Annotated in this window: 18 protein-coding genes; 17 read left to right on the top strand and 1 reads right to left on the bottom strand. The window is 72.9% G+C overall.

Annotated elements, in window-relative coordinates; genetic code table 11:
• Positions 1-45 precede the first annotated feature (45 nt).
• The 4 genes from ACIPYS_RS34080 to ftsH all read left to right on the top strand — a co-directional run bounded on the left by ACIPYS_RS34080 (position 46) and on the right by ftsH (position 7,022).
• Positions 46-2,595, top strand: coding sequence for a [protein-PII] uridylyltransferase (locus tag ACIPYS_RS34080; RefSeq protein ID WP_400753540.1), 2,550 nt, complete (start codon positions 46-48; stop codon positions 2,593-2,595).
• Between the two features lie 123 nt (positions 2,596-2,718).
• Positions 2,719-4,284 (top strand): signal recognition particle protein, encoded by a 1,566-nt coding sequence (ffh, locus tag ACIPYS_RS34075; RefSeq protein ID WP_093860384.1) that lies wholly within the window; start codon positions 2,719-2,721, stop codon positions 4,282-4,284.
• A gap of 173 nt (positions 4,285-4,457) precedes the next feature.
• Positions 4,458-4,997, top strand: coding sequence for a GNAT family N-acetyltransferase (locus ACIPYS_RS34070; RefSeq protein WP_093860383.1), 540 nt, complete (start codon positions 4,458-4,460; stop codon positions 4,995-4,997).
• 105 nt (positions 4,998-5,102) lie between these two features.
• Positions 5,103-7,022, top strand: coding sequence for an ATP-dependent zinc metalloprotease FtsH (ftsH, locus tag ACIPYS_RS34065; RefSeq protein WP_400753536.1), 1,920 nt, complete (start codon positions 5,103-5,105; stop codon positions 7,020-7,022).
• 199 nt (positions 7,023-7,221) lie between these two features.
• Here ftsH and ACIPYS_RS34060 read toward each other — a convergent pair whose 3' ends face one another.
• Positions 7,222-8,022 (bottom strand): class I SAM-dependent methyltransferase, encoded by an 801-nt coding sequence (locus tag ACIPYS_RS34060; protein WP_093860381.1) that lies wholly within the window; start codon positions 8,020-8,022, stop codon positions 7,222-7,224.
• Positions 8,023-8,242: 220 nt separating this feature from the next.
• On the opposite strand from ACIPYS_RS34060, the gene proS reads away from it, so the two are divergent.
• The 13 genes from proS (at position 8,243) to ACIPYS_RS33995 (ending at position 19,373) form a co-directional block, all read left to right on the top strand.
• Entirely contained in the window at positions 8,243-9,655 is a 1,413-nt protein-coding gene (gene proS, locus ACIPYS_RS34055; protein ID WP_400753532.1) for a proline--tRNA ligase, read from the top strand.
• A 511-nt stretch (positions 9,656-10,166) separates the two neighbouring features.
• Entirely contained in the window at positions 10,167-10,745 is a 579-nt protein-coding gene (locus tag ACIPYS_RS34050) for a hypothetical protein (RefSeq protein ID WP_030306744.1), read from the top strand.
• Between the two features lie 511 nt (positions 10,746-11,256).
• On the top strand, positions 11,257-11,679 hold the full coding sequence (rpsP, locus tag ACIPYS_RS34045) for a 30S ribosomal protein S16 (RefSeq protein ID WP_030396738.1): 423 nt from the start codon (positions 11,257-11,259) through the stop codon (positions 11,677-11,679).
• Positions 11,680-11,681: 2 nt separating this feature from the next.
• On the top strand, positions 11,682-11,921 hold the full coding sequence (locus ACIPYS_RS34040; protein WP_030056773.1) for an RNA-binding protein: 240 nt from the start codon (positions 11,682-11,684) through the stop codon (positions 11,919-11,921).
• A 132-nt stretch (positions 11,922-12,053) separates the two neighbouring features.
• The gene (gene rimM, locus ACIPYS_RS34035) at positions 12,054-12,677 is read left to right on the top strand and encodes a ribosome maturation factor RimM (protein ID WP_400753527.1); all 624 of its coding nucleotides are present in this window, start codon (positions 12,054-12,056) and stop codon (positions 12,675-12,677) included.
• A 131-nt stretch (positions 12,678-12,808) separates the two neighbouring features.
• A complete protein-coding gene (gene trmD / locus ACIPYS_RS34030) occupies positions 12,809-13,627 on the top strand; it encodes a tRNA (guanosine(37)-N1)-methyltransferase TrmD (RefSeq protein WP_093864883.1) in 819 nt (272 codons plus the stop codon).
• A gap of 153 nt (positions 13,628-13,780) precedes the next feature.
• The gene (gene rplS / locus ACIPYS_RS34025) at positions 13,781-14,131 is read left to right on the top strand and encodes a 50S ribosomal protein L19 (RefSeq protein WP_030396741.1); all 351 of its coding nucleotides are present in this window, start codon (positions 13,781-13,783) and stop codon (positions 14,129-14,131) included.
• Between the two features lie 453 nt (positions 14,132-14,584).
• Entirely contained in the window at positions 14,585-15,238 is a 654-nt protein-coding gene (lepB, locus tag ACIPYS_RS34020) for a signal peptidase I (RefSeq protein WP_400753523.1), read from the top strand.
• A 259-nt stretch (positions 15,239-15,497) separates the two neighbouring features.
• On the top strand, positions 15,498-16,253 hold the full coding sequence (gene lepB, locus ACIPYS_RS34015) for a signal peptidase I (RefSeq protein ID WP_400753520.1): 756 nt from the start codon (positions 15,498-15,500) through the stop codon (positions 16,251-16,253).
• Positions 16,254-16,493: 240 nt separating this feature from the next.
• Entirely contained in the window at positions 16,494-17,501 is a 1,008-nt protein-coding gene (gene lepB / locus ACIPYS_RS34010) for a signal peptidase I (protein WP_400753517.1), read from the top strand.
• Positions 17,502-17,649: 148 nt separating this feature from the next.
• The gene (gene lepB / locus ACIPYS_RS34005) at positions 17,650-18,399 is read left to right on the top strand and encodes a signal peptidase I (RefSeq protein WP_400753514.1); all 750 of its coding nucleotides are present in this window, start codon (positions 17,650-17,652) and stop codon (positions 18,397-18,399) included.
• Between the two features lie 118 nt (positions 18,400-18,517).
• Positions 18,518-18,991 (top strand): NUDIX hydrolase, encoded by a 474-nt coding sequence (locus tag ACIPYS_RS34000; RefSeq protein WP_093860375.1) that lies wholly within the window; start codon positions 18,518-18,520, stop codon positions 18,989-18,991.
• Positions 18,992-19,046: 55 nt separating this feature from the next.
• Entirely contained in the window at positions 19,047-19,373 is a 327-nt protein-coding gene (locus ACIPYS_RS33995; RefSeq protein ID WP_030056781.1) for a DUF2469 domain-containing protein, read from the top strand.
• Positions 19,374-19,745 lie beyond the last annotated feature (372 nt).

The raw sequence follows: 19,745 nt of genomic DNA, 5'->3' as shown, positions 1-19,745 counted from the left end.
GGCGCCCGCACGACCGACCCGCACGACCACGGACGGGGACTTCAGATGGACTCCCACACCGACGACTCCCGCACCGGCGACTCCCGCACCGGCAACTCCCACACCGACGACTCCCGCACCGGCGACTCCCACCCTGGCCAGGCCGGACCGGCCGACCCCGCCGCCGCCCGGGCCGCGCTGCTCGCCGCCCCCGGACCCGGCGGCCGGGCCCGGCGCGCCGAACTGTCCGCGCGCACCGACGACTGGCTGGCCGCCCTGTTCGCCTCGGCCGGCGCCCCCGCCGGGACCGCCGTGGTCGCGGTCGGCGGTTACGGGCGCGGCGAGCTCTCCCCGCGCAGCGACCTCGACGTGCTGCTGCTGCACGAGGGCCGACTGGACCCCGCCCTGCCCGAGCGGCTCTGGTACCCGGTCTGGGACTCCGGCGCGGCCCTGGACCACGCCGTCCGCACTCCGGCCGAGGCCCGGGCGGTGGCGGCCGCCGACCTCAAGGCGCAGCTCGGCCTGCTGGACGCCCGGCACGTCGCGGGCGACCCGGCGCTCACCGCCGCACTGCGCTCCACCGTGCTCGCCGACTGGCGGGCGGGCGCGGTGCGGCGGCTGCCGGAGCTGCGCGAGCTGGCCCGGGAGCGGGCCGAGCGGCACGGCGAGCTGTCCTTCCTGCTGGAGCCCGACCTCAAGGAGGCCAGGGGCGGGCTGCGGGACGTGGTCGCGCTGGACGCGATCGCCGCGAGCTGGCTGGCGGACGCGCCCCGGGAGGGCCTGGACGCGGCCGCGCTCCGGCTGGCCGACGTGCGCGACGCGCTCCACCTGGTCACCGGGCGGGCCACCGATCGGCTGGCCCTGCAGGACCAGGACCAGGTCGCCGAGCGGCTCGGCGTGCTGGACGCGGACACCCTGCTGCGACAGGTCTACGAGGCGGCCAGGACGGTCGCCTACGCCGCGGACGTCACCTGGCGGGCGGTGGACCGGGTGCTGGCCGCCCGCTCGGGCCGGGGCCGCCGTCCGCACCGGCGCGGGTTCCCGTTCGCCGGTGCGTTCGGCGGCGCGTCCGGGGGCGCGTCCGGAGCGGCGCGGCGCGGCGCCGGTGCGGTGGCCCGGGGCGCGGTGGAGCGCCGGCCGCTCGCCGAGGGCGTCGTCGAGCAGGACGGCGAGGCGGTGCTCGCCCAGGGCGCCCGCCCGGCCGTCGACCCGGTGCTGCCGCTGCGGGTCGCGGCGGCGGCCGCGCAGAACGGGCTCGCCGTCTCCCACGCGACGGTGCGCCGGCTGGCCGCCGAGTGCCGTCCGCTGCCGGTGCCCTGGCCGGACGAGGCGCGCGAGCAGCTGGTCACCCTGCTCGGCGCCGGCGAGGCCTGTCTGCCGGTCTGGGAGGCACTGGAGGCGGAGGGGCTGATCACCAGGATGCTGCCGGACTGGGAGCGGGTCCGCTGCCGGCCGCAGCGCAACGCCGTGCACCGCTGGACCGTGGATCGGCACCTGGTGGAGACCGCGGTGCGGGCGGCCGCGATGACCCGCCGGGTGGCCCGGCCGGACCTGCTGCTGGTCGCCGCGCTGCTGCACGACCTCGGCAAGGGCTGGCCCGGTGACCACAGCGAGGCGGGTGAGGTGATCGTCCGCGACGTGGCCGCCCGGATGGGCTTCGACCCGGAGTCGGTGGAGACCCTCGCGGTGCTGGTCCGCCACCACCTGACCCTGGTGGACACCGCGACCCGGCGTGATCCGGACGACCCGGCCACCGTCGAGGCGGTCACCAAGGTGGTCACCACGCTGCCCCGGCTGGAGCTGCTGCGGGCGCTGACCGAGGCGGACGCGCTGGCCACCGGTCCGGCCGCGTGGAGCGGCTGGCGGGCCTCGCTGGTGGACGGGCTGACCGCCCGGGCCGCCGCCCGGCTGGCGGGGGACGCCGTCCCGGGCCCGGAGCCGGCCGCCGCGCCGACCGCCGAGCAGGAGCGGCTCGCGGTGGAGGCGGCCAGGACCGGCGGACCGGCGCTCTCCCTGCTGGCCCAGGCCGGGGCGGACGCGGCGGGCACCGAGCCGATGGGTGTGCGGCTGCTGCTGGCCGTCCCGGACCGGCCGGGGCTGCTCGGCACCGTCGCCGGGGTGCTGGCCCTGCACCGGCTGGCGGTCCGCTCGGCGGGGCTGCGGGAGCTGGACCCGATCGGCGCGGGGCCGGTGCTGCTGCTGTCCTGGACGGTGGCGGCGGAGTTCGGCGAGCTGCCGGAGGCGGCGCGGCTGCGGGCCGATCTGCGCCGGGCCCTGGACGGCTCGCTGGACGTCGCGCGCCGGCTGGCCGAGCGGGACGCGGCGGCCCCGCGCCGGCGGGGGATCCCGACGCCGCCGCCGGTGGTCGCGGTGGCGCCCCCGGTCGCCTCGGCGAACGCCACGGTGCTGGAGGTGCGCGCCCACGACGCCCCCGGGCTGCTGCACCGGATCGGCCGGGCCCTGGACGGCGCGGGGGTGCGGGTGCGGACGGCGCACGTCTCCACCCTGGGCGCGGACGTCGTCGACGCCTTCTACCTGACCGACGCGGCGGGCCGTCCGCTGTCCGCCCGGCGGGCCGGGGAGGTGGCCGCGGCGGTGCGCGAGGCCCTGGGCTGACCGGCTCCTCCGGGGGGTTCCGGAGTCCCGCCGAACCCGGGTGGAGACCGTCCGTGGACCGGCCGGATACCCTTGGGGGCGACGACCGTACTCAGACCGATGCCGTAGAGGACCCGCGACGACGTGTTCGACACCCTTTCCGATCGCCTCGCAGCGACGTTCAAGAACCTCCGGGGCAAGGGCCGCCTGAGCGAGGCGGACATCGACGCCACCACCCGCGAGATCCGCATCGCGCTGCTGGAGGCGGATGTCGCGCTGCCGGTCGTCCGGGCCTTCATCAAGCGGGTGAAGGAGCGCGCGCTCGGCGCCGAGGTCTCCGGTGCACTGAACCCGGCGCAGCAGATCATCAAGATCGTCAACGAGGAGCTCGTCGCCATTCTCGGCGGCGAGACCCGCCGGGTGCGGTTCGCCAAGAGCGGCCCGACGGTGATCATGCTCGCGGGCCTCCAGGGTGCCGGCAAGACGACCCTCGCGGGCAAGCTCGGCCACTGGCTGAAGAAGCAGAAGCACACCCCGCTGCTGGTCGCCTGCGACCTCCAGCGCCCCAACGCCGTCAACCAGCTGCAGGTCGTCGCCGACCGCGCGGGCGTCGCGTTCTACGGGCCGCAGCCGGGCAACGGCGTCGGCGACCCGGTCCAGGTGGCCCGGGACTCGATCGAGTACGCCAAGCAGAAGCAGTACGACGTCGTCGTCGTCGACACCGCCGGCCGCCTCGGCATCGACGCCGAGCTCATGCAGCAGGCCGCCGACATCCGGGCCGCGGTGAACCCGGACGAGGTCCTGTTCGTCGTCGACGCCATGATCGGCCAGGACGCGGTCACCACCGCGCAGGCCTTCCTCGACGGTGTCGACTTCACCGGTGTGGTGCTCTCCAAGCTCGACGGCGACGCCCGCGGCGGTGCCGCGCTCTCGGTCGCGCACGTCACCGGCCGCCAGATCATGTTCGCCTCCAACGGCGAGAAGGTCGACGACTTCGACGCCTTCCACCCGGACCGGATGGCCTCGCGCATCCTGGGCATGGGTGACGTCCTCTCGCTGATCGAGAAGGCCGAGCAGACCTTCTCGCAGGCCGAGGCCGAGAAGATCGCCGCCAAGCTGCGCGGCGGCCCGAAGGCCTTCACGCTGGACGACTTCCTGTCGCAGTTGGAGCAGGTCCAGAAGATGGGCTCGATCTCCAAGCTGCTGGGGATGCTGCCCGGGATGGGCCAGATCCGCGACCAGATCAACAACATCGACGACAAGGACGTCAACCGCGTCGGCGCCATCATCAAGTCGATGACCCCGACCGAGCGGGCCGAGCCGGAGCTGATCAACGGCTCGCGCCGGGCCCGTATCGCCAAGGGTTCGGGTGTCCAGGTCGGCGAGGTGAAGAACCTGGTCGAGCGGTTCTTCGAGGCCCGCAAGATGATGTCGGCGATGGCCTCCGGCAAGGGCGTCCCCGGTATGCCGGGCATCCCGGGCATGGGCGGCGGCGGCAAGAAGAGCACCAAGAAGGCCCCGGCCGCCAAGGGCAAGCGCAAGAGCGGCAACCCGCTGAAGCGGGCGCAGGAGGAGGCCGCGGCCGCCGAGCGCCGCGCGCTCGGCCCCGGTGCCGACCAGGCGCCCGCCCAGGGCGGCGCGTTCGGTCTCGGCGCGGGCAAGGGCCCGGCCGACTTCGAGCTGCCCAAGGAGTTCAAGGACCTGCTGTAGTCCTGACCCGGTCCTGCCCCGGTCCCGCTGCCCGCGGGTCCCGGGGCGAACGGCCCGCCGTCCCGGTCTTCCCGGGAAGGTGGGCCGTTCGCATGCCCGATGGCCCGCCGTCCCGGTCTTTCCGCGGAGGTGGGCCGTTCGCATGCCCGATGGTCATTCGAGATGATGGTCCGATGCGAGTAGCGATCAGGGCCCCGCGGGCCGGGGACGAGGTGGCGTACGCCGAGGCGGTCCGGCGGTCCGCCGAGCACATCGGCCGGTGGAACCCGGTCGAGCCGGACGCCCTGCCGGACCTGCTGGAGCGCCAGGGGCCGGGGCTGCGGACCTTCCTGATCATCGACCTGGAGACCGGCGGGCTGGTCGGCAAGGTCAATGTGGCCAACATCGTGATGGGCCGCTTCTGCAACGGCTCGCTGGGCTACGACTCGTTCCTGCCGTTCGCCGGCACCGGGCGGATGACCGAGGGCCTGCGGCTGGTGCTGGACACCTGCTTCGCCGGGCACCCGGAGGGCGGGCTGGGGCTGCACCGGCTGGAGATCAACGTCCAGCCGGACAACGGGCGGTCGATCGCGCTCGCCAAGCGGCTGGGCTTCCGGCACGAGGGGTTCACGCCGCGGATGCTGTTCCTCCAGGGGGGCTGGCGGGACCACGAGCGGTTCGCGCTGACCTCGGAGGAATGGCCCGGGTCGGCCGCGGCGGACGAGCGGGGCTGACGGCGGGGCTCACGGCGGGGCTCAGGGCGGGGCGGCCGGGCGGGGGCGGGCCGGGAGCGGCGTTGCGGTTGGAGGCTCCGAGCAGATGTCCGTATTGTCCGATGGGTGACTGATCCCGTGCCGCCGCGCCAGACCCCCGACCAGCCGTGGCGTTCCGAGGGCGCCCCGCCCCCGCCGCCCCCGCGCCGCAGGATGCCCGGCGGCTGGATCGGCCTCGTCCTGACCGCGCTCGTGGTGTTCCTGATCAGCGATCTGCTGCTGTCCTTCTTCGGCCCCGGCGGCGCCACCACGATCTCCTACACCGAGTTCAACAACCAGCTGAACAAGGGCAACGTCACCAAGATCTACTCCAAGGGCGACTCGATCGAGGGCACCCTCAAGAACGCCGAGCCGAAGCCGGACGGCGGCAAGGGGACGTACACCGAGTTCGACACCCAGCGGCCGGTCTTCGCCGGGGACAACCTCTGGACCACCCTCCAGCAGCAGGGCGTCGAGGTCACCGCCTCGCCCGTCGTCCAGCAGCGCAGCTTCCTCGCAAACCTGCTGATCTCGCTGGCCCCGATGCTGCTGCTGATCCTGGTCTGGGTGCTGCTCGCCCGCCGGATGGCCGGGGGCCTCGGCGCCGGCGCGCTCGGCCGCAAGGCCCCGCCCAAGCCGGTCACCGCCGAGGCCGGCCGACGGACCACCTTCGCCGACGTGGCCGGCATCGACGAGGTCGAGGCCGAACTCAGCGAGGTGGTCGACTTCCTGAAGAACCCGCAGCAGTACCGCCGGCTCGGCGCCAAGATGCCGCGCGGCGTCCTGCTCAGCGGCCCGCCCGGCACCGGCAAGACCCTGTTGGCCCGGGCCGTCGCGGGCGAGGCGGACGTGCCGTTCTTCTCGGCCTCCGCCTCCGAGTTCATCGAGATGATCGTCGGCGTCGGCGCCAGCCGGGTGCGCGAACTCTTCGCCGAGGCCCGCAAGGTCGCCCCGGCGATCGTCTTCATCGACGAGATCGACACCATCGGCCGGCAGCGCGGCGGCGGCGGCGGGATGGGCGGCCACGACGAGCGCGAGCAGACGCTCAACCAGATCCTCACCGAGATGGACGGCTTCAGCGGCTCCGAGGGCGTCATCGTCATCGCCGCCACCAACCGGGCGGACGTGCTCGACCCGGCCCTGCTGCGTCCCGGCCGCTTCGACCGGCGGATCACGGTCAGCCCGCCGGACCGCGACGGCCGCGCGGCCATCCTGCGGATCCACTCCCGGCACGTCCCGCTGGCCGGGGACGCCGACCTGAACCAGCTGGCCAAGGTGACGCCCGGCATGACCGGCGCCGAACTGGCCAACCTGGTCAACGAGGCCGCGCTGCTGGCGGTCAAGCGCCGCCAGGACTCGGTGAACGAGCGCGACCTCTCGGACGCGCTGGAGAAGGTCCAGCTGGGCGCCGTCCGGCCGCTGGTGATGCCGCAGGCCGAACGCGAGCGGACGGCGTACCACGAGAGCGGCCACGCCCTGCTCGGCATGCTCCAGCCGGGCGCGGACCCGGTCCGAAAGATCACCATCGTGCCGCGCGGCCGCGCCCTCGGGGTCACCCTGTCCACCCCGGAGACCGACCGGTACTCCTACACCGAGCCCTACCTGCGCGGCCGGATCATCGGCGCGCTCGGCGGGATGGCGGCCGAGCAGGTGGTCTACGGGGTCATCACCACCGGGGCGGAGAGCGATCTGGAGCAGGTCACCAACATCGCCCGCGGCATGGCCGGCCGGTGGGGCATGAGCGAGCGGGTCGGCCGGCTCACCGCCGTGCCGTCCGACCCGCAGGGGGCGTACGGGCTCTCGGCCGCGCCGACCACGCTGGACGCGGTGGACGAGGAGGCCCGGCGGATCGTCGCGGAGTGCTACGACGAGGCGGTGCGGCTGCTGACCGAGCAGCGGGACCGGCTGGACGCGTTGTCGGCGGCGCTGCTGGAGGCCGAGACGCTGGACGAGGAGGCGGCGTACCGGGCGGCGGGGGTGCCCCGGAAGACGCTCGACCAGGCCTGAGCCGCCGGTCCCCGGCCCCGGACGGAGGGGCGTGCGTCAGGGTGACGCGCGCCCCTCCGTCGTCGCCGTGCTGCGGTCGGTGCGGTGGCCGGTGGTCGGTGCGACCGCGGTCGGTGCGGTGGCCGGTGGTCGGTGCGGCTGCGGTCGGTGCGGTGGTCGGCGGCCGGTGGTGGTGCTCGGTGCGGCGGCGGGATCGCTGTCAGCGGGGCCGTTCGGCGATCAGATAGCGGAAGACGTTCGCCATCCGCACCGTCCCGTCCGGCCGCAGGTGGGGCTGCAGCGCCTCCTCCAGCTCCTTCGCGACCAGCGGCGCCCCGGAGAACTCCGCCGCCGCGTCGTACAGCCCGGTCGAGAGCAGCCCGCGCACGGCACTGTCCAGGTCCGGGTAGGCGAACGGGCAGCCGACCCGCCCGCCGCCGGCCGGGCGCAGGCCGGTCCCGGCGAGCAGGTCCTCCAGCGCCCCGGGCGGGCTCAGCTCGAACGGGTCGCGCGCGCCGCTGCGCCGGGCCATCCGCCGGGCGACGTCCAGGACGGCCGCGCTCTCGCAGCGCTCCCTGGGGCCCCAGGCGGCCAGCACCACGTGCCCGCCGGGCAGGACCAGCCGGGCCGCCGCCGCGACCGTCCGGCGCGGTTCGCCCGCCGGTGGCGGCTGCTCGAAAACGGTGACCAGCGAATAGGCCGAGCGGGCGACGTCCGCGGTCGGCCGGTGACCCGCGCCGACCCGCAGACCGCGTCCGGCGGCCAGCGCGCGCAGCTCGCCGTCCCGCTCGAGACCGGCCACCTGGGCACCCCGTCCGGCCGCCAGCAGCAGGGCGAGACCGGAGCGGCAGCCCAGGCCCAGCAGGCTGGTCGCCGGACCCACCTCCAGCCGGTCGTGGACGGCCTCGTAGAGCGGTACCAGCATCCGTTCCTGGATCTCCGCCCAGTCCCGGGCCCGGGCGTTGTCCCGCCCGGTGCCGACGGGTCCTGCGGTCGTACCGATCACCCCAGCTGAAGCCATCGCGGCCTCCCATCCGGTCCTTCGACGTGCTGCTCCGAACCCCCCTCGACGTCCCGCCCCACTCCAGCGAACAGCGGCTCGGGCGCGGCGTCCAGAGGGGTGCGGGGTGGTGCGCGCGCGTCGGGGGCGTGCGCCCCGGTGCGGGACACCGACGGCAGGGCCCGGACGGCGGCCCGGAACGGATTCGAAGTCGGGGCCCCGCTCCCCGTACGATTCGCCCATGGCTAAGGCACCCGTTCTCACCCCCCAGGCGGAAGACTTCCCGCGCTGGTACCAGGACCTCATCAACAAGGCCGAGCTGGCCGACAACGGTCCGGTGCGCGGCACCATGGTCATCCGACCGTACGGCTACGGCCTGTGGGAGCGGATGCAGCAGGAGATGGACGCCCGGATCAAGAAGGCGGGTGCCCAGAACGCCTACTTCCCGATGTTCATCCCGCAGTCGTACCTGACCAAGGAGGCCGAGCACGTCGAGGGCTTCGCCCCCGAGCTCGCGGTGGTCACCCACGGCGGCGGCAAGCAGCTGGACGAGCCGGTCGTCGTCCGGCCGACCTCCGAGACCATCATCAACGAGTACTTCTCGAAGTGGGTGCAGAGCCACCGCGACCTGCCCCTGCTGATCAACCAGTGGGCCAACGTGGTCCGTTGGGAGCTGCGTCCGCGGGTGTTCCTGCGCACCACCGAGTTCCTCTGGCAGGAGGGCCACACGGCCCACGCCACGTACGAGGACGCTCGTGACTACGCCTCGATGATCCACACCCAGGTCTACGGCGACTTCATGACCAACGTGCTCGGCATCGACGTCGTGCTCGGCCGCAAGACCGCCAAGGAGCGGTTCGCGGGCGCCATCAACACCCTCACCCTCGAGGGCATGATGGGCGACGGCAAGGCGCTGCAGATGGGCACCAGCCACGAGCTGGGCCAGAACTTCGCCAAGGCGTTCAACACCACCTACCAGCTGCAGGGTGCCGAGCGCGAGCACGTCTGGCAGACCTCCTGGGGCGTCTCGACCCGCATGGTCGGCGGCCTGATCATGTCCCACGGCGACGACAACGGCCTGCGCGTCCCGCCGCGGCTCGCCGCGGTCCAGGCCGTCGTGCTCGCCATCAAGGGTGACGACGCGGTGATCGCCAAGGTCCGCGAGATCGGCGCCGCGCTGGAGGCCGCCGGCATCCGGGTGGTCGTCGACGACCGTACCGACACCCCGTTCGGCCGCCGCGCCGTCGACTGGGAGCTCAAGGGCGTTCCGCTGCGGATCGAGGTCGGCCCGCGCGACCTGGAGAACGGCACGGCCATGCTGGCCCGCCGGATCCCGGGCGGCAAGGAGCCGGTCTCGATCGACTCGCTGGCGGCGATCCTCCCGGGCATCCTCGACGAGGACCAGGCCCTGCTGCTGCGTCAGTCGCGCGAGCGCCGCGAGGCCCGCACGGTGGACGTCACCAACCTCGACGAGGCGGTCGAGGCCGCCGCCACCGGCTGGGGCCGGATCTCCTGGGCCGAGCTGGGCCCGGAGGGCGAGGCCAAGCTGGCCGAGCAGGGCGTCTCGGTCCGCTGCATCGTGGCCGCCGACGGCTCGGTGCCGCAGACGGACGACCAGGACGGCAACATCGCGATTGTCGCGCGCGCCTACTGACCGTTCGGTGGCTCCGGCGGCAGTTCGGCGGTGGCTTCCGGGACGGTGCCCCGGGCGGTGTCCGGAGGTGGTGTCCGCGGCGCTTCCCGTGCGCGAAGGATGTTGCCGTAAAACGACGCCGGGCGCCGCGTTCTGACGGTTCTCGACCTGTCCGACAGGAAATTCGAACGTCCGATGAGCGGTGTTGTTCCACGGATGTCTCACCTGTCGACATCCCTACTGGTCGGTCAACTGCCGGTATTAACGGAATAGCGGTACGGTGTACGGCCCGTGGCCCTGTCAACTCGACAGGATCACGGGCCGTACGTCCTGGGGGCGACAGCCCGTCCCCGGGCGGAATTGACGAGGCGCCCGTCGAGCTCGACGGGGCCCGAACCTGTAGGGGGTTGGTCTTGCGTCAGATCCGGAACGCGCATTTCGCGCGAGGTCGCACATTCCTGAGAGTTTCCTGGGAAATCCCGGGGAACGGGAACACGCGGAACATCGGCTCCTGCTCCATCGTTGGTCTAGCGTGAGCACGACACAGCCCCTCGTTCTCGCGGCCGAACTGGCCGCCGCCTGGAGTGACATCCAGGCCTACCACCAGGACCTCCCCGACCTCGCCTCGCCCGAGGCGCTGATCGGCGAGTCCTCCTCGGCCTGTGGCACCCGGCTCGGTTTCGAGCGGCTGCTCCACGAGGCTGCCCACGGTCTGGCCGCGGCCCGGGACATCCGGGACACCTCGCGCGCAGGCCGCTACCACAATCGGCGCTTCCTGCTCCTGGCCTCCGAGCTGGGCCTGGCGCACCCGGTCGAACCGCACGCCAGTAGCGGCTTCTCCCAGGTGACCATGCTCAAGGAGACCCGCGAGCGGTACGCCGAGACCATCGAACGCCTGGATCGCGCCCTCGGCGCGCACCAGGAGGCGGTGGCCGGTGAGGGTGCCTCGCGCGCCTTCCGCGGCCCGGCGGCCCGGCACGGCTCCTCCGGGGGCGGCGTCCGGGTGAAGGCGGTCTGCGGCTGCGGTCGCAACGTCCGGGTCGTTCCCTCGGTTCTCGCCCAGGCGTCCATCGTCTGCGGCGCGTGCCAGCAGCCGTTCAAGATCGCGTAACGCGGGTCGCGTCACGCGGGTGCCGCAACGCGGGGCGCGGGGCTCGGGTCGGGTGACCAGGGCCACGTGGTTCACGTGGTTGCGCGGTTCGGAAAGGTCCGGGATCCGGGGACACCCGGGGCCCGGGGAAGCGGAAGAGCCGGCCGGCGACTGTGCGGGCAGTGGTCCGGCCGCAACGACGAACGGTGGCCGTAGGGGATCCGCAGGGGGTCTGCGGATGTCCGCGGGCGACCGGCCGAACACCGGCCGGTGGTCCGGAGGCGGTCCACCGTGATCCGCCAGGGAGGTGCGCCGCGAAGGCGCACGTGTTGGGCTGACCGGGAGCGGGGGCTCCCGGTCGACCTGTTTTCGGGGGTAGGGCGCCCTTGTGGCAGAATGGACCGCTGAGTACCCGGCAGCCGGGCAGGACCCCTCTCTCCTACGGCTGGCGTGTCCCTTGAACGGCCCACCACGCAACCCCACGCGAGGGCAGGGCCGCTCACCCACGTCAACACCAGGAGAATCCACTCCCGTGGCAGTCAAGATCAAGCTCAAGCGTCTCGGCAAGATTCGCTCCCCGCACTACCGCATCATCGTCGCCGACGCCCGCACCAAGCGTGACGGCCGCGCGATCGAGGAGATCGGCCTCTACCAGCCGACCTACAACCCCTCGAAGATCGAGGTCGACAGCGACCGCGCCCAGTACTGGCTGTCCGTCGGCGCCCAGCCGACCGAGCCCGTGCTCGCGATCCTGAAGCTGACCGGCGACTGGCAGAAGTTCAAGGGCCTGCCGGCCCCGGCGCCGCTGCTGGTTGCCGAGCCGAAGGTCGAGGACTTCTCGCACCTGTTCGCGAAGGCCGTCGCCGGCTTCGAGGACGCCACCACCGGTGTCGCCATCACCCCGAAGGCCAAGAAGTCGGACAAGGCCGAGGCCGACGCCGACGCCGAGGCCTGAGCGTGATCGAGGATGCCCTCGACCACTTGGTGAAGGGCATTGTCGAGCACCCCGACGAGGTGCAGGTGCGCTCGCGCAACCTGCGTCGGGGCAACACCATCGAGGTGCGGGTGCACCCCGATGACCTCGGCAAGGTGATCGGCCGGGGCGGTCGTACGGCTCGTGCTCTGCGCACGGTCGTCGGTGCCCTCGGCGGTCGCAACGTCCGGGTCGACCTGGTCGACGTGGACAACATTCGCTGATCCGGCTGCTCGTTCAGCCGTCAGGGTTTCGAGGCCGGCCGGGACGCATGTCGTCCCGGCCGGCTTTCGCCGTTCCGGCGGCAATTCCGCAACTCCGCAACTCCGCAGCACTCATCCAGGAGAACGATCACCGTGCAGCTCGTCGTCGGCAAGATCGGCCGCGCCCACGGCATCAAGGGGGACGTCAGCGTCGAGGTCCGCACCGACGAGCCCGAGCTCCGGCTCGGGCCCGGCGCCGTCCTGTTCACCGACCCCGCCTCGGCGGGTCCGCTGACCGTCGAGTCCGGCAAGGTCCACAGCGGCAGGCTGCTGCTGCGGTTCGCCGGGGTCAAGGACCGCAACGCCGCCGAGGAGCTGCGGGGCACGATCCTGATCGCCGAGGTGGATCCGGAGGAGCGTCCGGACGACCCGGAGGAGTACTACGACCACCAGCTGATCGGTCTGGACGTGGTCCTGCTCGACGGCACCCTGGTCGGTGAGCTCACCGAGGTGGTCCACCTGCCGTACCAGGACCTGCTCACGGTGCGGAAGCCGGACGGCACGGAGGCGCTGGTGCCCTTCGTCAGCCGGATCGTGCCGACCATCGACCTGGAGAACCAGCGCGCGGTGATCGACCCGCCGGTCGGGCTGATCGACCTCGGGCAGGCCGAGGTCGCCGGCGGCGCCGCGGCCGGTGACGAGGCCGGTGACGACGTCGCCGACGGGGCGGACGCCGCTGCGGGGACCGACGCCGGTGACGCGGAGGAGTCGCGGTGAGCACCGAGGAAGGCGCGGACGTCGTCACGGAGGCTGTCACGGCGGCCGCAACGGCGGACGTGACGGCCGACGCGGGGGAGCCCGCGGCGGTGTCCGGGGAATCCGCCGCGCGGGCCTCCGTGCGGGACGGGATGCGGATCGACGTCGTGTCGATCTTCCCCGAGTACCTGGAGCCGCTGAACATCTCGCTGGTCGGCAAGGCCCGTGCGCGCGGCCAGCTCGACGTGCACGTCCACGACCTTCGGGGCTGGACGCACGACGTGCACCGGACCGTCGACGACAGCCCCTACGGCGGCGGCCCCGGCATGGTGATGAAGCCCGAGCCGTGGGGCGAGGCCCTGGACGCGGTGCTCGGTCAGGGGCCGGAGGGCGAGGTGCCGACCCTGGTGGTGCCGACCCCCAGCGGCCGACCGTTCACCCAGGAGCTCGCGCAGGAGCTGGCCGGCCGGCCCTGGCTGGCGTTCACCCCGGCCCGGTACGAGGGCATCGACCGGCGGGTCATCGAGGAGGCGGCCACCCGGATGCCGGTGGTCGAGGCATCGATCGGCGACTACGTGCTGGCCGGCGGCGAGGTCGCGGTGCTGGTCATGGTCGAGGCGATCGCCCGGCTGCTGCCCGGCGTGCTCGGCAACGCCGAGTCCCACCGGGACGACTCCTTCGCGCCCGGCGCGATGGCCGACCTGCTGGAGGGGCCCGTCTACACCAAGCCCGCCGAGTGGCGCGGCCGCACGGTGCCGGACATCCTGCTGAGCGGGAACCACGGCCGGATCGCCCGCTGGCGTCGCGAGCAGGCGTTCGCCCGCACGCTGGCGAACCGGGCGGACCTGGTGGCGCGCTGGCGGCACGCGGACTTCGACAAGAAGGACCGCGAGGCGCTCAGCCTGCTCGGCCTGGCCTGGGACGAGCACCACGGCCGATTTCGGTCCGTGGCCGATGGTGTGGAAGAATAGGCCGCTGCTGTCTGTCGCTGGGCTCCTCCCGTAGGAGTCACGTGGTCCGTCGCCCCCGCCACGGGGGGCTCGTCGGTAACCGGTGCGGCCCGCAGTTACCCCATTTGTGACGACTTCCGTGGGCGGCCCGTGGCGCCTGCGATGGAGAGCAACATGAGCAACAAGCTCGCTGCTGTCGACGCGGCCTCGCTGCGTAGCGACATTCCGGCCTTCCGCGCCGGTGACACCCTGAAGGTTCACGTCCGGGTCATCGAGGGCAACCGCTCCCGTGTCCAGGTCTTCCAGGGCGTCGTCATCCGCCGTCACGGCGCCGGCATCGGTGAGACCTTCACCGTTCGCAAGGTCAGCTTCAACGTCGGTGTCGAGCGCACCTTCCCGGTGCACACCCCGATCGTCGAGAAGATCGAGGTCGTGACCCGCGGTGCGGTTCGCCGCGCCAAGCTGTACTACCTGCGTGACCTCCGCGGCAAGGCCGCGAAGATCAAGGAGAAGCGCGACCGCTGATCCACCGGCCCCCGGCACCGCCGGGGGATCGGGATCGCTCTGGGGGGCCGGACCGCCGCACGGTAGGCTCTGCCCCCGATGAGCACGCACGAACCACCCGCGGACCGCGACGGCTGTCCCGCACCCACCGGTGCGGACTCGCCGACGCGGTCCGCGGTCGTTTCCGCACCCGGCGCCGGGGATCCGTCCGGTGTCGGGCAAGGGCCCAGCACCGGGGATGCGTCCGGTGGGCGAGCGTCCGGTGCCGCTGGGGTGCTCGACCGGGGGAGGCAGGACGGTCCGGGTGCCGCGGATCGGTCGGACGCCTCGGAAGCCCCGGAGGCCCCGGACGCCTCGGAAGCCCCGGAGGCCCCGGACGCCTCGGAAGCCCCGGACGAGCCGGTCGGTGAGGACGGTGCGGCTGCTTCGGAGGAGGCCGCGGAGAGGGGTGAGCGCTCGCGCTCGCGTGAGCTGTTGCTGCTCACCGGCATCTGCCTGTTCGTCCTGCTGCTGGTCAACGCCTTCGTGGCGCGCCCGTTCTCGGTGCCCTCCGGATCGATGGAGAACACCCTGCGCCCGGGTGATCGCCTGATCGTGAACAAGCTGTCCTACGCCTTCGGAGGCCATCCGCGCCGCGGCGACGTGGTGGTCTTCGACGGCACCGGCTCCTTTCTGCGCAAGCCCCTCGAACCCGCCAGCTTCGGGACCTCGCTGCGCTCCTTCGGCCGGGAGATCGGACTGGTCCCGGCCGGTGACTCCGTCTACGTGAAGCGGGTCGTCGGTATCGGTGGCGACCGCGTCACCAGCGCCGGACCGGGCCACCCGATCACCGTCAACGGCGTGCCGCTCGACGAGTCGGGTCTCCTCTTCCCGGGGGACGAGCCGTCCAGTGTGGCCTTCGACGTGGTGGTGCCCCCCGGCAAGCTCTGGGTGATGGGCGACCACCGCAGCGACTCCCGAGACTCCCGCGACCACCTCGGCGAACCGGGGGGCGGTTTCGTCCCGGAGTCCAAGGTGATCGGGCGGGCCGCCTGGGTGGTCTACCCGGTCGGACACTGGGCCGACCTGGACCGGCCGGACGCCTACGCCGCCGCAGAAGGGACGGGCGGTCATGGGGAGCAGGGGTAGGGGGCGGCTCGCCGACCGCCCGGACACCGGCTCCGGGCCCTCGGCCGGTGCCGGCACCGATGTCGCCTCCGGCCCCGGTGCCGGGACGGTGAGCGGGGCCCGGACGGAGACCGGGCCCGGGGAGGCCCTCGGACGGTCGGACCCTGCCGGGACGGCCGATGCCCCGGTGGTGCGCGGCCGTGCCGAGCGCCGCCGCACCGCCCGCAGGGCGGCCCGTCGTCGCAGCCGCTCACGGCTGCGGGAGATTCCGCTGGTCGTCGTGGTCGCACTGATCGTGGCTCTGGTGATGAAGACCTTTCTGGTGCAGGTCTTCGTGATCCCCTCGGGATCGATGGAGCAGACGATTCTGATCGGGGACCGGGTACTGGTCGACAAGCTCACTCCCTGGTTCGGTGCCGAGCCGGAGCGCGGCGAGGTCGTGGTGTTCAAGGACCCGGGCGGCTGGCTGGAGAACCAGCACGGGGCGTCGACGGACGGTGTGCTCCTGCGCGGGGCCAAGCAGGTGCTGACCTTCGTCGGGCTGCTGCCCTCCGACAACGAGCAGGACCTCATCAAGCGGGTGATCGGGGTCGGCGGCGACACGGTCGAGTGCTGCGACGAGCAGGGCAGGATCCTGCTCAACGGCAAGCCGCTGGAGGAGCCCTACCTGGCCCCGGGCAACCCGCCGTCGCGACAGCCGTTCAAGGTGAAGGTGCCGGCGGGGCGGCTCTGGGTGATGGGCGACCACCGGGACGTCTCCGCCGACTCCCGTTTCCACATGGGCAATCCGGGACAGGGCACGATTCCGGTGAGCGGGGTGCTGGGGCGGGCGTTCATGATTGCCTGGCCGGTCGGGCGGGTCCATCAACTTGATGTGCCGGTTTCACTCTCCTCGGTGGCACGCGCCGCGCCGGACCCCGGAACTGCGCGGAACGTGGTGGGTGTTGGCCCGATCCCTGAGGAACCTCCGCTCGTTATGGGTGTGTTGGGCATCCTTCCGCTCGTCGGCCGCCGGGTGGGACGACCCGGGCGGTAGGCCCGGCCGGGCCGGTGGACGGTCGGAACGCGCGCGTGGGACCGCGAGCCGGATGCCCGGGAGTGATAGAGAAGTGCTGGGTGCGGCCGTTGCGACGAGCCGCGCCCGAGGGCTGTGCCGGTGTCGGAGACCCCCGCAGGGGCGGTTCCGGCGGGCGCGGCCGATCGTGGAACGTGGTGCCCGCTGTGCGGCACTGTGAGCGCGGACGCGCAGGCGTCCGCACAGCAGGGAGGAGACGTTGTGGGGGATTTGGTGATCGGCGCCCGCTCGGGTGCCGGAGAGCCCGAGGGCTCCGGCGGCCGGGCGGCCCGGTCCGCGGAGGCCGCGGCGCCTTCGGCCTCGGCCGAGGAGGCGGCGGCCCAGTCCGCGGACGAGCACGGCGACGGCACGGACGACGCCTCGAAGCCCACCCCGGACAACGCTGAGCCGGCGGGCGGTACCGAGGATCAGCCGGAACGGAAGGAGCGGAAGCCGCGGTCCTTCTGGAAGGAGCTGCCGATCCTCATCGGCATCGCCCTCGTGCTGGCGCTCGTGATCAAGACGTTCTTCGTCCAGGCGTTCTCCATTCCGTCGGAGTCGATGCAGAACACGCTCCAGGTGGGTGACCGGGTCCTGGTGGACAAGCTCACCCCGTGGTTCGGTGCCGAGCCGGAGCGCGGCGAGGTCGTGGTGTTCCACGACCCGGGCGGCTGGCTGGCGGACGAGCCGACCAACGAGAGCAGCAACTCCTTCGTCCGGGGCGTTCAGAACGTGCTGAGCTTCGTCGGTCTGATGCCGTCCGACAACGAGAAGGACCTCATCAAGCGTGTCATCGCGGTCGGCGGGGACACCGTCGAGTGCGAGGGCGAGGGCCCGGTGAAGGTCAACGGGATCGCGCTCGACGAGCCCTACGTCTATCCCGGCAACACCCCCTGCGGGACCAAGCCGTTCGGTCCGGTGAAGGTGCCGGACGGTCGGATCTGGGTGATGGGTGACCATCGCGCGGACTCGCTCGACTCGCGCTTCCACATGGACCAGCCGGGTGGCGGGACCGTCCCGGTGGACGACGTGATCGGGCGTGCCTTCGTGGTGGCGTGGCCGATCAACCACTGGTCGACGCTGCCGGTGCCGGACACCTTCGACCAGAAGGGGCTGGCGGCGGCTGCGCTGCCCGCCGTTCCGGCCGCGGCCGGTGCCGTGGGCGCCGTCGCGCTGCTCCCGCTGGTCCGTCGGCGGTGGAACGGGACGGACCGCGACGACCGGTCCTGACGACGACCGGGGGCGCCCGGGTCTTGCGCGGGCCGTGGTACCGACGAGTAATCTGCTCGGACGTGCCACGGCCCGCCGGGTTTTCCGCCCGTCGTCCCGGCGCGGTGCTGTGGGCGTTTCCGGGTCGGTCTGGGGTTGGACGGTATCGATGAGCAGTGTCGTGGAACGCTCGGCCGACAGTCCGCCGGCTGCCGCCCGCCGTCGGCGTCGACCCGCGGCCGTGGTCCAGGGTGTACTGCTCGGCCTCGGGCTGGCCCTGCTGATCGGCGGCTTCGCGGTGATCGCCGTGAGCTACCGGCCCTACAGCATTCCGACCGCCTCGATGGCGCCCACCCTCCAGGCCCAGGACACCGTCCTGGCCAGGAAGTCCGACGGCTCGGACGTCGGTCGCGGTGACGTGGTCGTCTTCCGCGACCGGGCCTGGGGCGGCGAGCTCATGGTCAAGCGCGTGGTCGCGGTGGGAGGGGACACCGTCGCGGTCGGAGAGGGCGACCGCCGGCTGACCGTTAACGGCAAGCCGGTGGACGAGCCCTACCTCGCCGGGACGGGTGCCCAGGGAGCCTCCTTCAGCGTGGAGGTGCCGCCCGGCCGGCTCTTCCTGCTCGGTGACAACCGGCTCGGCTCGCTCGACTCCCGGGTCCACCTGGAGACGGACGGCGGGACCGTCCCGGCCACCGAGGTGCAGGCCAGGGTGGAGGCCACCGTGCTGCCGTTCGGCCGGATGGCGCTGCTGGGCGGCACCTCGGCGTTCGAGGCGATCGACGGCCGCCGGCCGGCTGCCCCGGGACCGCTGGAGCCCGCGTTCTGGGCGAGCGTTGTAGGCGCGGCGACGATCGTCGTGACCTCGGCGGTGGGGGGTGCGGCGGGTCTGGTGCGCCGCCGTCGCCGCGCCGCCTGAGCCGGACCGGCGCCGCCCGCGCCGGGACCGCTCTGCCGAACCTCGCCCCGGACGACCGCGCCGGGTGGCAGGATCGGGGGAACGACCGGGGCGGACGGAGGGAGCGTGGAGGCTCGTCATGGCGGCACAGCGGCGCAGGGCCTCGCGGATCCTGCTGCTCGACGGGCAGGACCGACTGCTGCTCTTCCACGGCTCGGACCCGGCGACGCCCGGCGTCACCTGGTGGTTCACCCCCGGCGGAGGACTGGAGCAGGGGGAGAACGTCCGGGACGCCGCCGAGCGGGAGCTCGTGGAGGAGACCGGCTTGCACGGTGTGGAGCTCGGTCCGGTGGTCGCGTACGGCAATGCTTCGTTCTCCTATCGGGGGCAGCGCTTCGAGCAGGAACAGTGGTTCCACCTGGCCCGGACGACACGGACGGTGCTGGACCACTCGGGCATGGGCGAGGACGAACACGCCCAGTTGCTCGCGGCGCGCTGGTGGACGGTCGAGGAATTGCGGTCCACCTCCGAGACGGTCTATCCGTTCGGACTGGTGGACTTTCTGGAGCGGCTGTTGACCGAGGGGCCGCCGGTCGCCCCGGTACGGCTCTGAGGGTGAGTGCGGTGGTCCACAATGGGTGGACGTGACAAGTTGAGGGGACGCCTGGATGAGTGCCGAAGATCTCGAAAAGTACGAGACCGAGATGGAGCTCAAGCTCTACCGGGAGTACCGGGACGTCGTCGGCCTGTTCAAGTACGTGATCGAGACCGAGCGACGGTTCTACCTCACCAACGACTACGAGCTGCAGGTGCACTCGGTGCAGGGTGAGGTCTTCTTCGAGGTGTCGATGGCGGATGCGTGGGTCTGGGACATGTACCGGCCGGCCCGGTTCGTCCGCAAGGTCCGGGTGCTGACCTTCAAGGACGTGAACATCGAGGAACTCGCGAAGAGCGATCTGGAGCTGCCCTCGGACGAGTCCGGCTTCGGGAACTGACGTTGGACCGCCCGGTCCCCGGATGTCCAGGGGAATTTCGGATATTCCGGAATTCTCACTCCCGTGGGTGACAGGAGTTATCCACAGGCCCGGGTTTTCCACAGGAAATAACAACCCCATGGTCCGCGTCCGGACCGCACGGCAGCCTCCCCGTCGGAGGTGGTCACCGTGCAGGACATCGAGCGCGCCACGCGCCAGCAGACCGCGAAGGCCCGACGGGGCGGGCAGCCACGCCGACGGGCGGCGCCCGCCCCGGCGGGCGGCCCGCTCCCGCAGGCCGACCAGGGATCCGTCGCGCCCGCGTCCGCCCCGGCCGAGCCCGCCCCGCCCGTAGCGGCGCCGTCCGCGCCCGGCGGCGCCGGAGCGGGGCGG

Source organism: Kitasatospora sp. NPDC089913 (assembly GCF_044748625.1).
In the GTDB taxonomy this organism is placed as follows: Bacteria; Actinomycetota; Actinomycetes; order Streptomycetales; family Streptomycetaceae; genus Kitasatospora.
The sequence above is the reverse complement of the archived record's forward strand: the minus strand, read 5'-3'. Positions and strand labels throughout refer to the sequence as shown.

What these genes read in the sequence shown, in the direction of transcription:
- ACIPYS_RS34080 (WP_400753540.1), top strand. Translation starts at nt 46, where the DNA reads ATGGACTCCCACACCGACGACTCCCGCACCGGCGACTCCCGCACCGGC.
- ACIPYS_RS34070 (WP_093860383.1), top strand. Translation starts at nt 4,458, where the DNA reads ATGCGAGTAGCGATCAGGGCCCCGCGGGCCGGGGACGAGGTGGCGTAC.
- ACIPYS_RS34060 (WP_093860381.1), bottom strand. Translation starts at nt 8,022, where the DNA reads ATGGCTTCAGCTGGGGTGATCGGTACGACCGCAGGACCCGTCGGCACC.
- proS (WP_400753532.1), top strand. Translation starts at nt 8,243, where the DNA reads ATGGCTAAGGCACCCGTTCTCACCCCCCAGGCGGAAGACTTCCCGCGC.
- trmD (WP_093864883.1), top strand. Translation starts at nt 12,809, where the DNA reads ATGCGGATCGACGTCGTGTCGATCTTCCCCGAGTACCTGGAGCCGCTG.
- rplS (WP_030396741.1), top strand. Translation starts at nt 13,781, where the DNA reads ATGAGCAACAAGCTCGCTGCTGTCGACGCGGCCTCGCTGCGTAGCGAC.
- lepB (WP_400753514.1), top strand. Translation starts at nt 17,650, where the DNA reads ATGAGCAGTGTCGTGGAACGCTCGGCCGACAGTCCGCCGGCTGCCGCC.
- ACIPYS_RS34000 (WP_093860375.1), top strand. Translation starts at nt 18,518, where the DNA reads ATGGCGGCACAGCGGCGCAGGGCCTCGCGGATCCTGCTGCTCGACGGG.
- ACIPYS_RS33995 (WP_030056781.1), top strand. Translation starts at nt 19,047, where the DNA reads ATGAGTGCCGAAGATCTCGAAAAGTACGAGACCGAGATGGAGCTCAAG.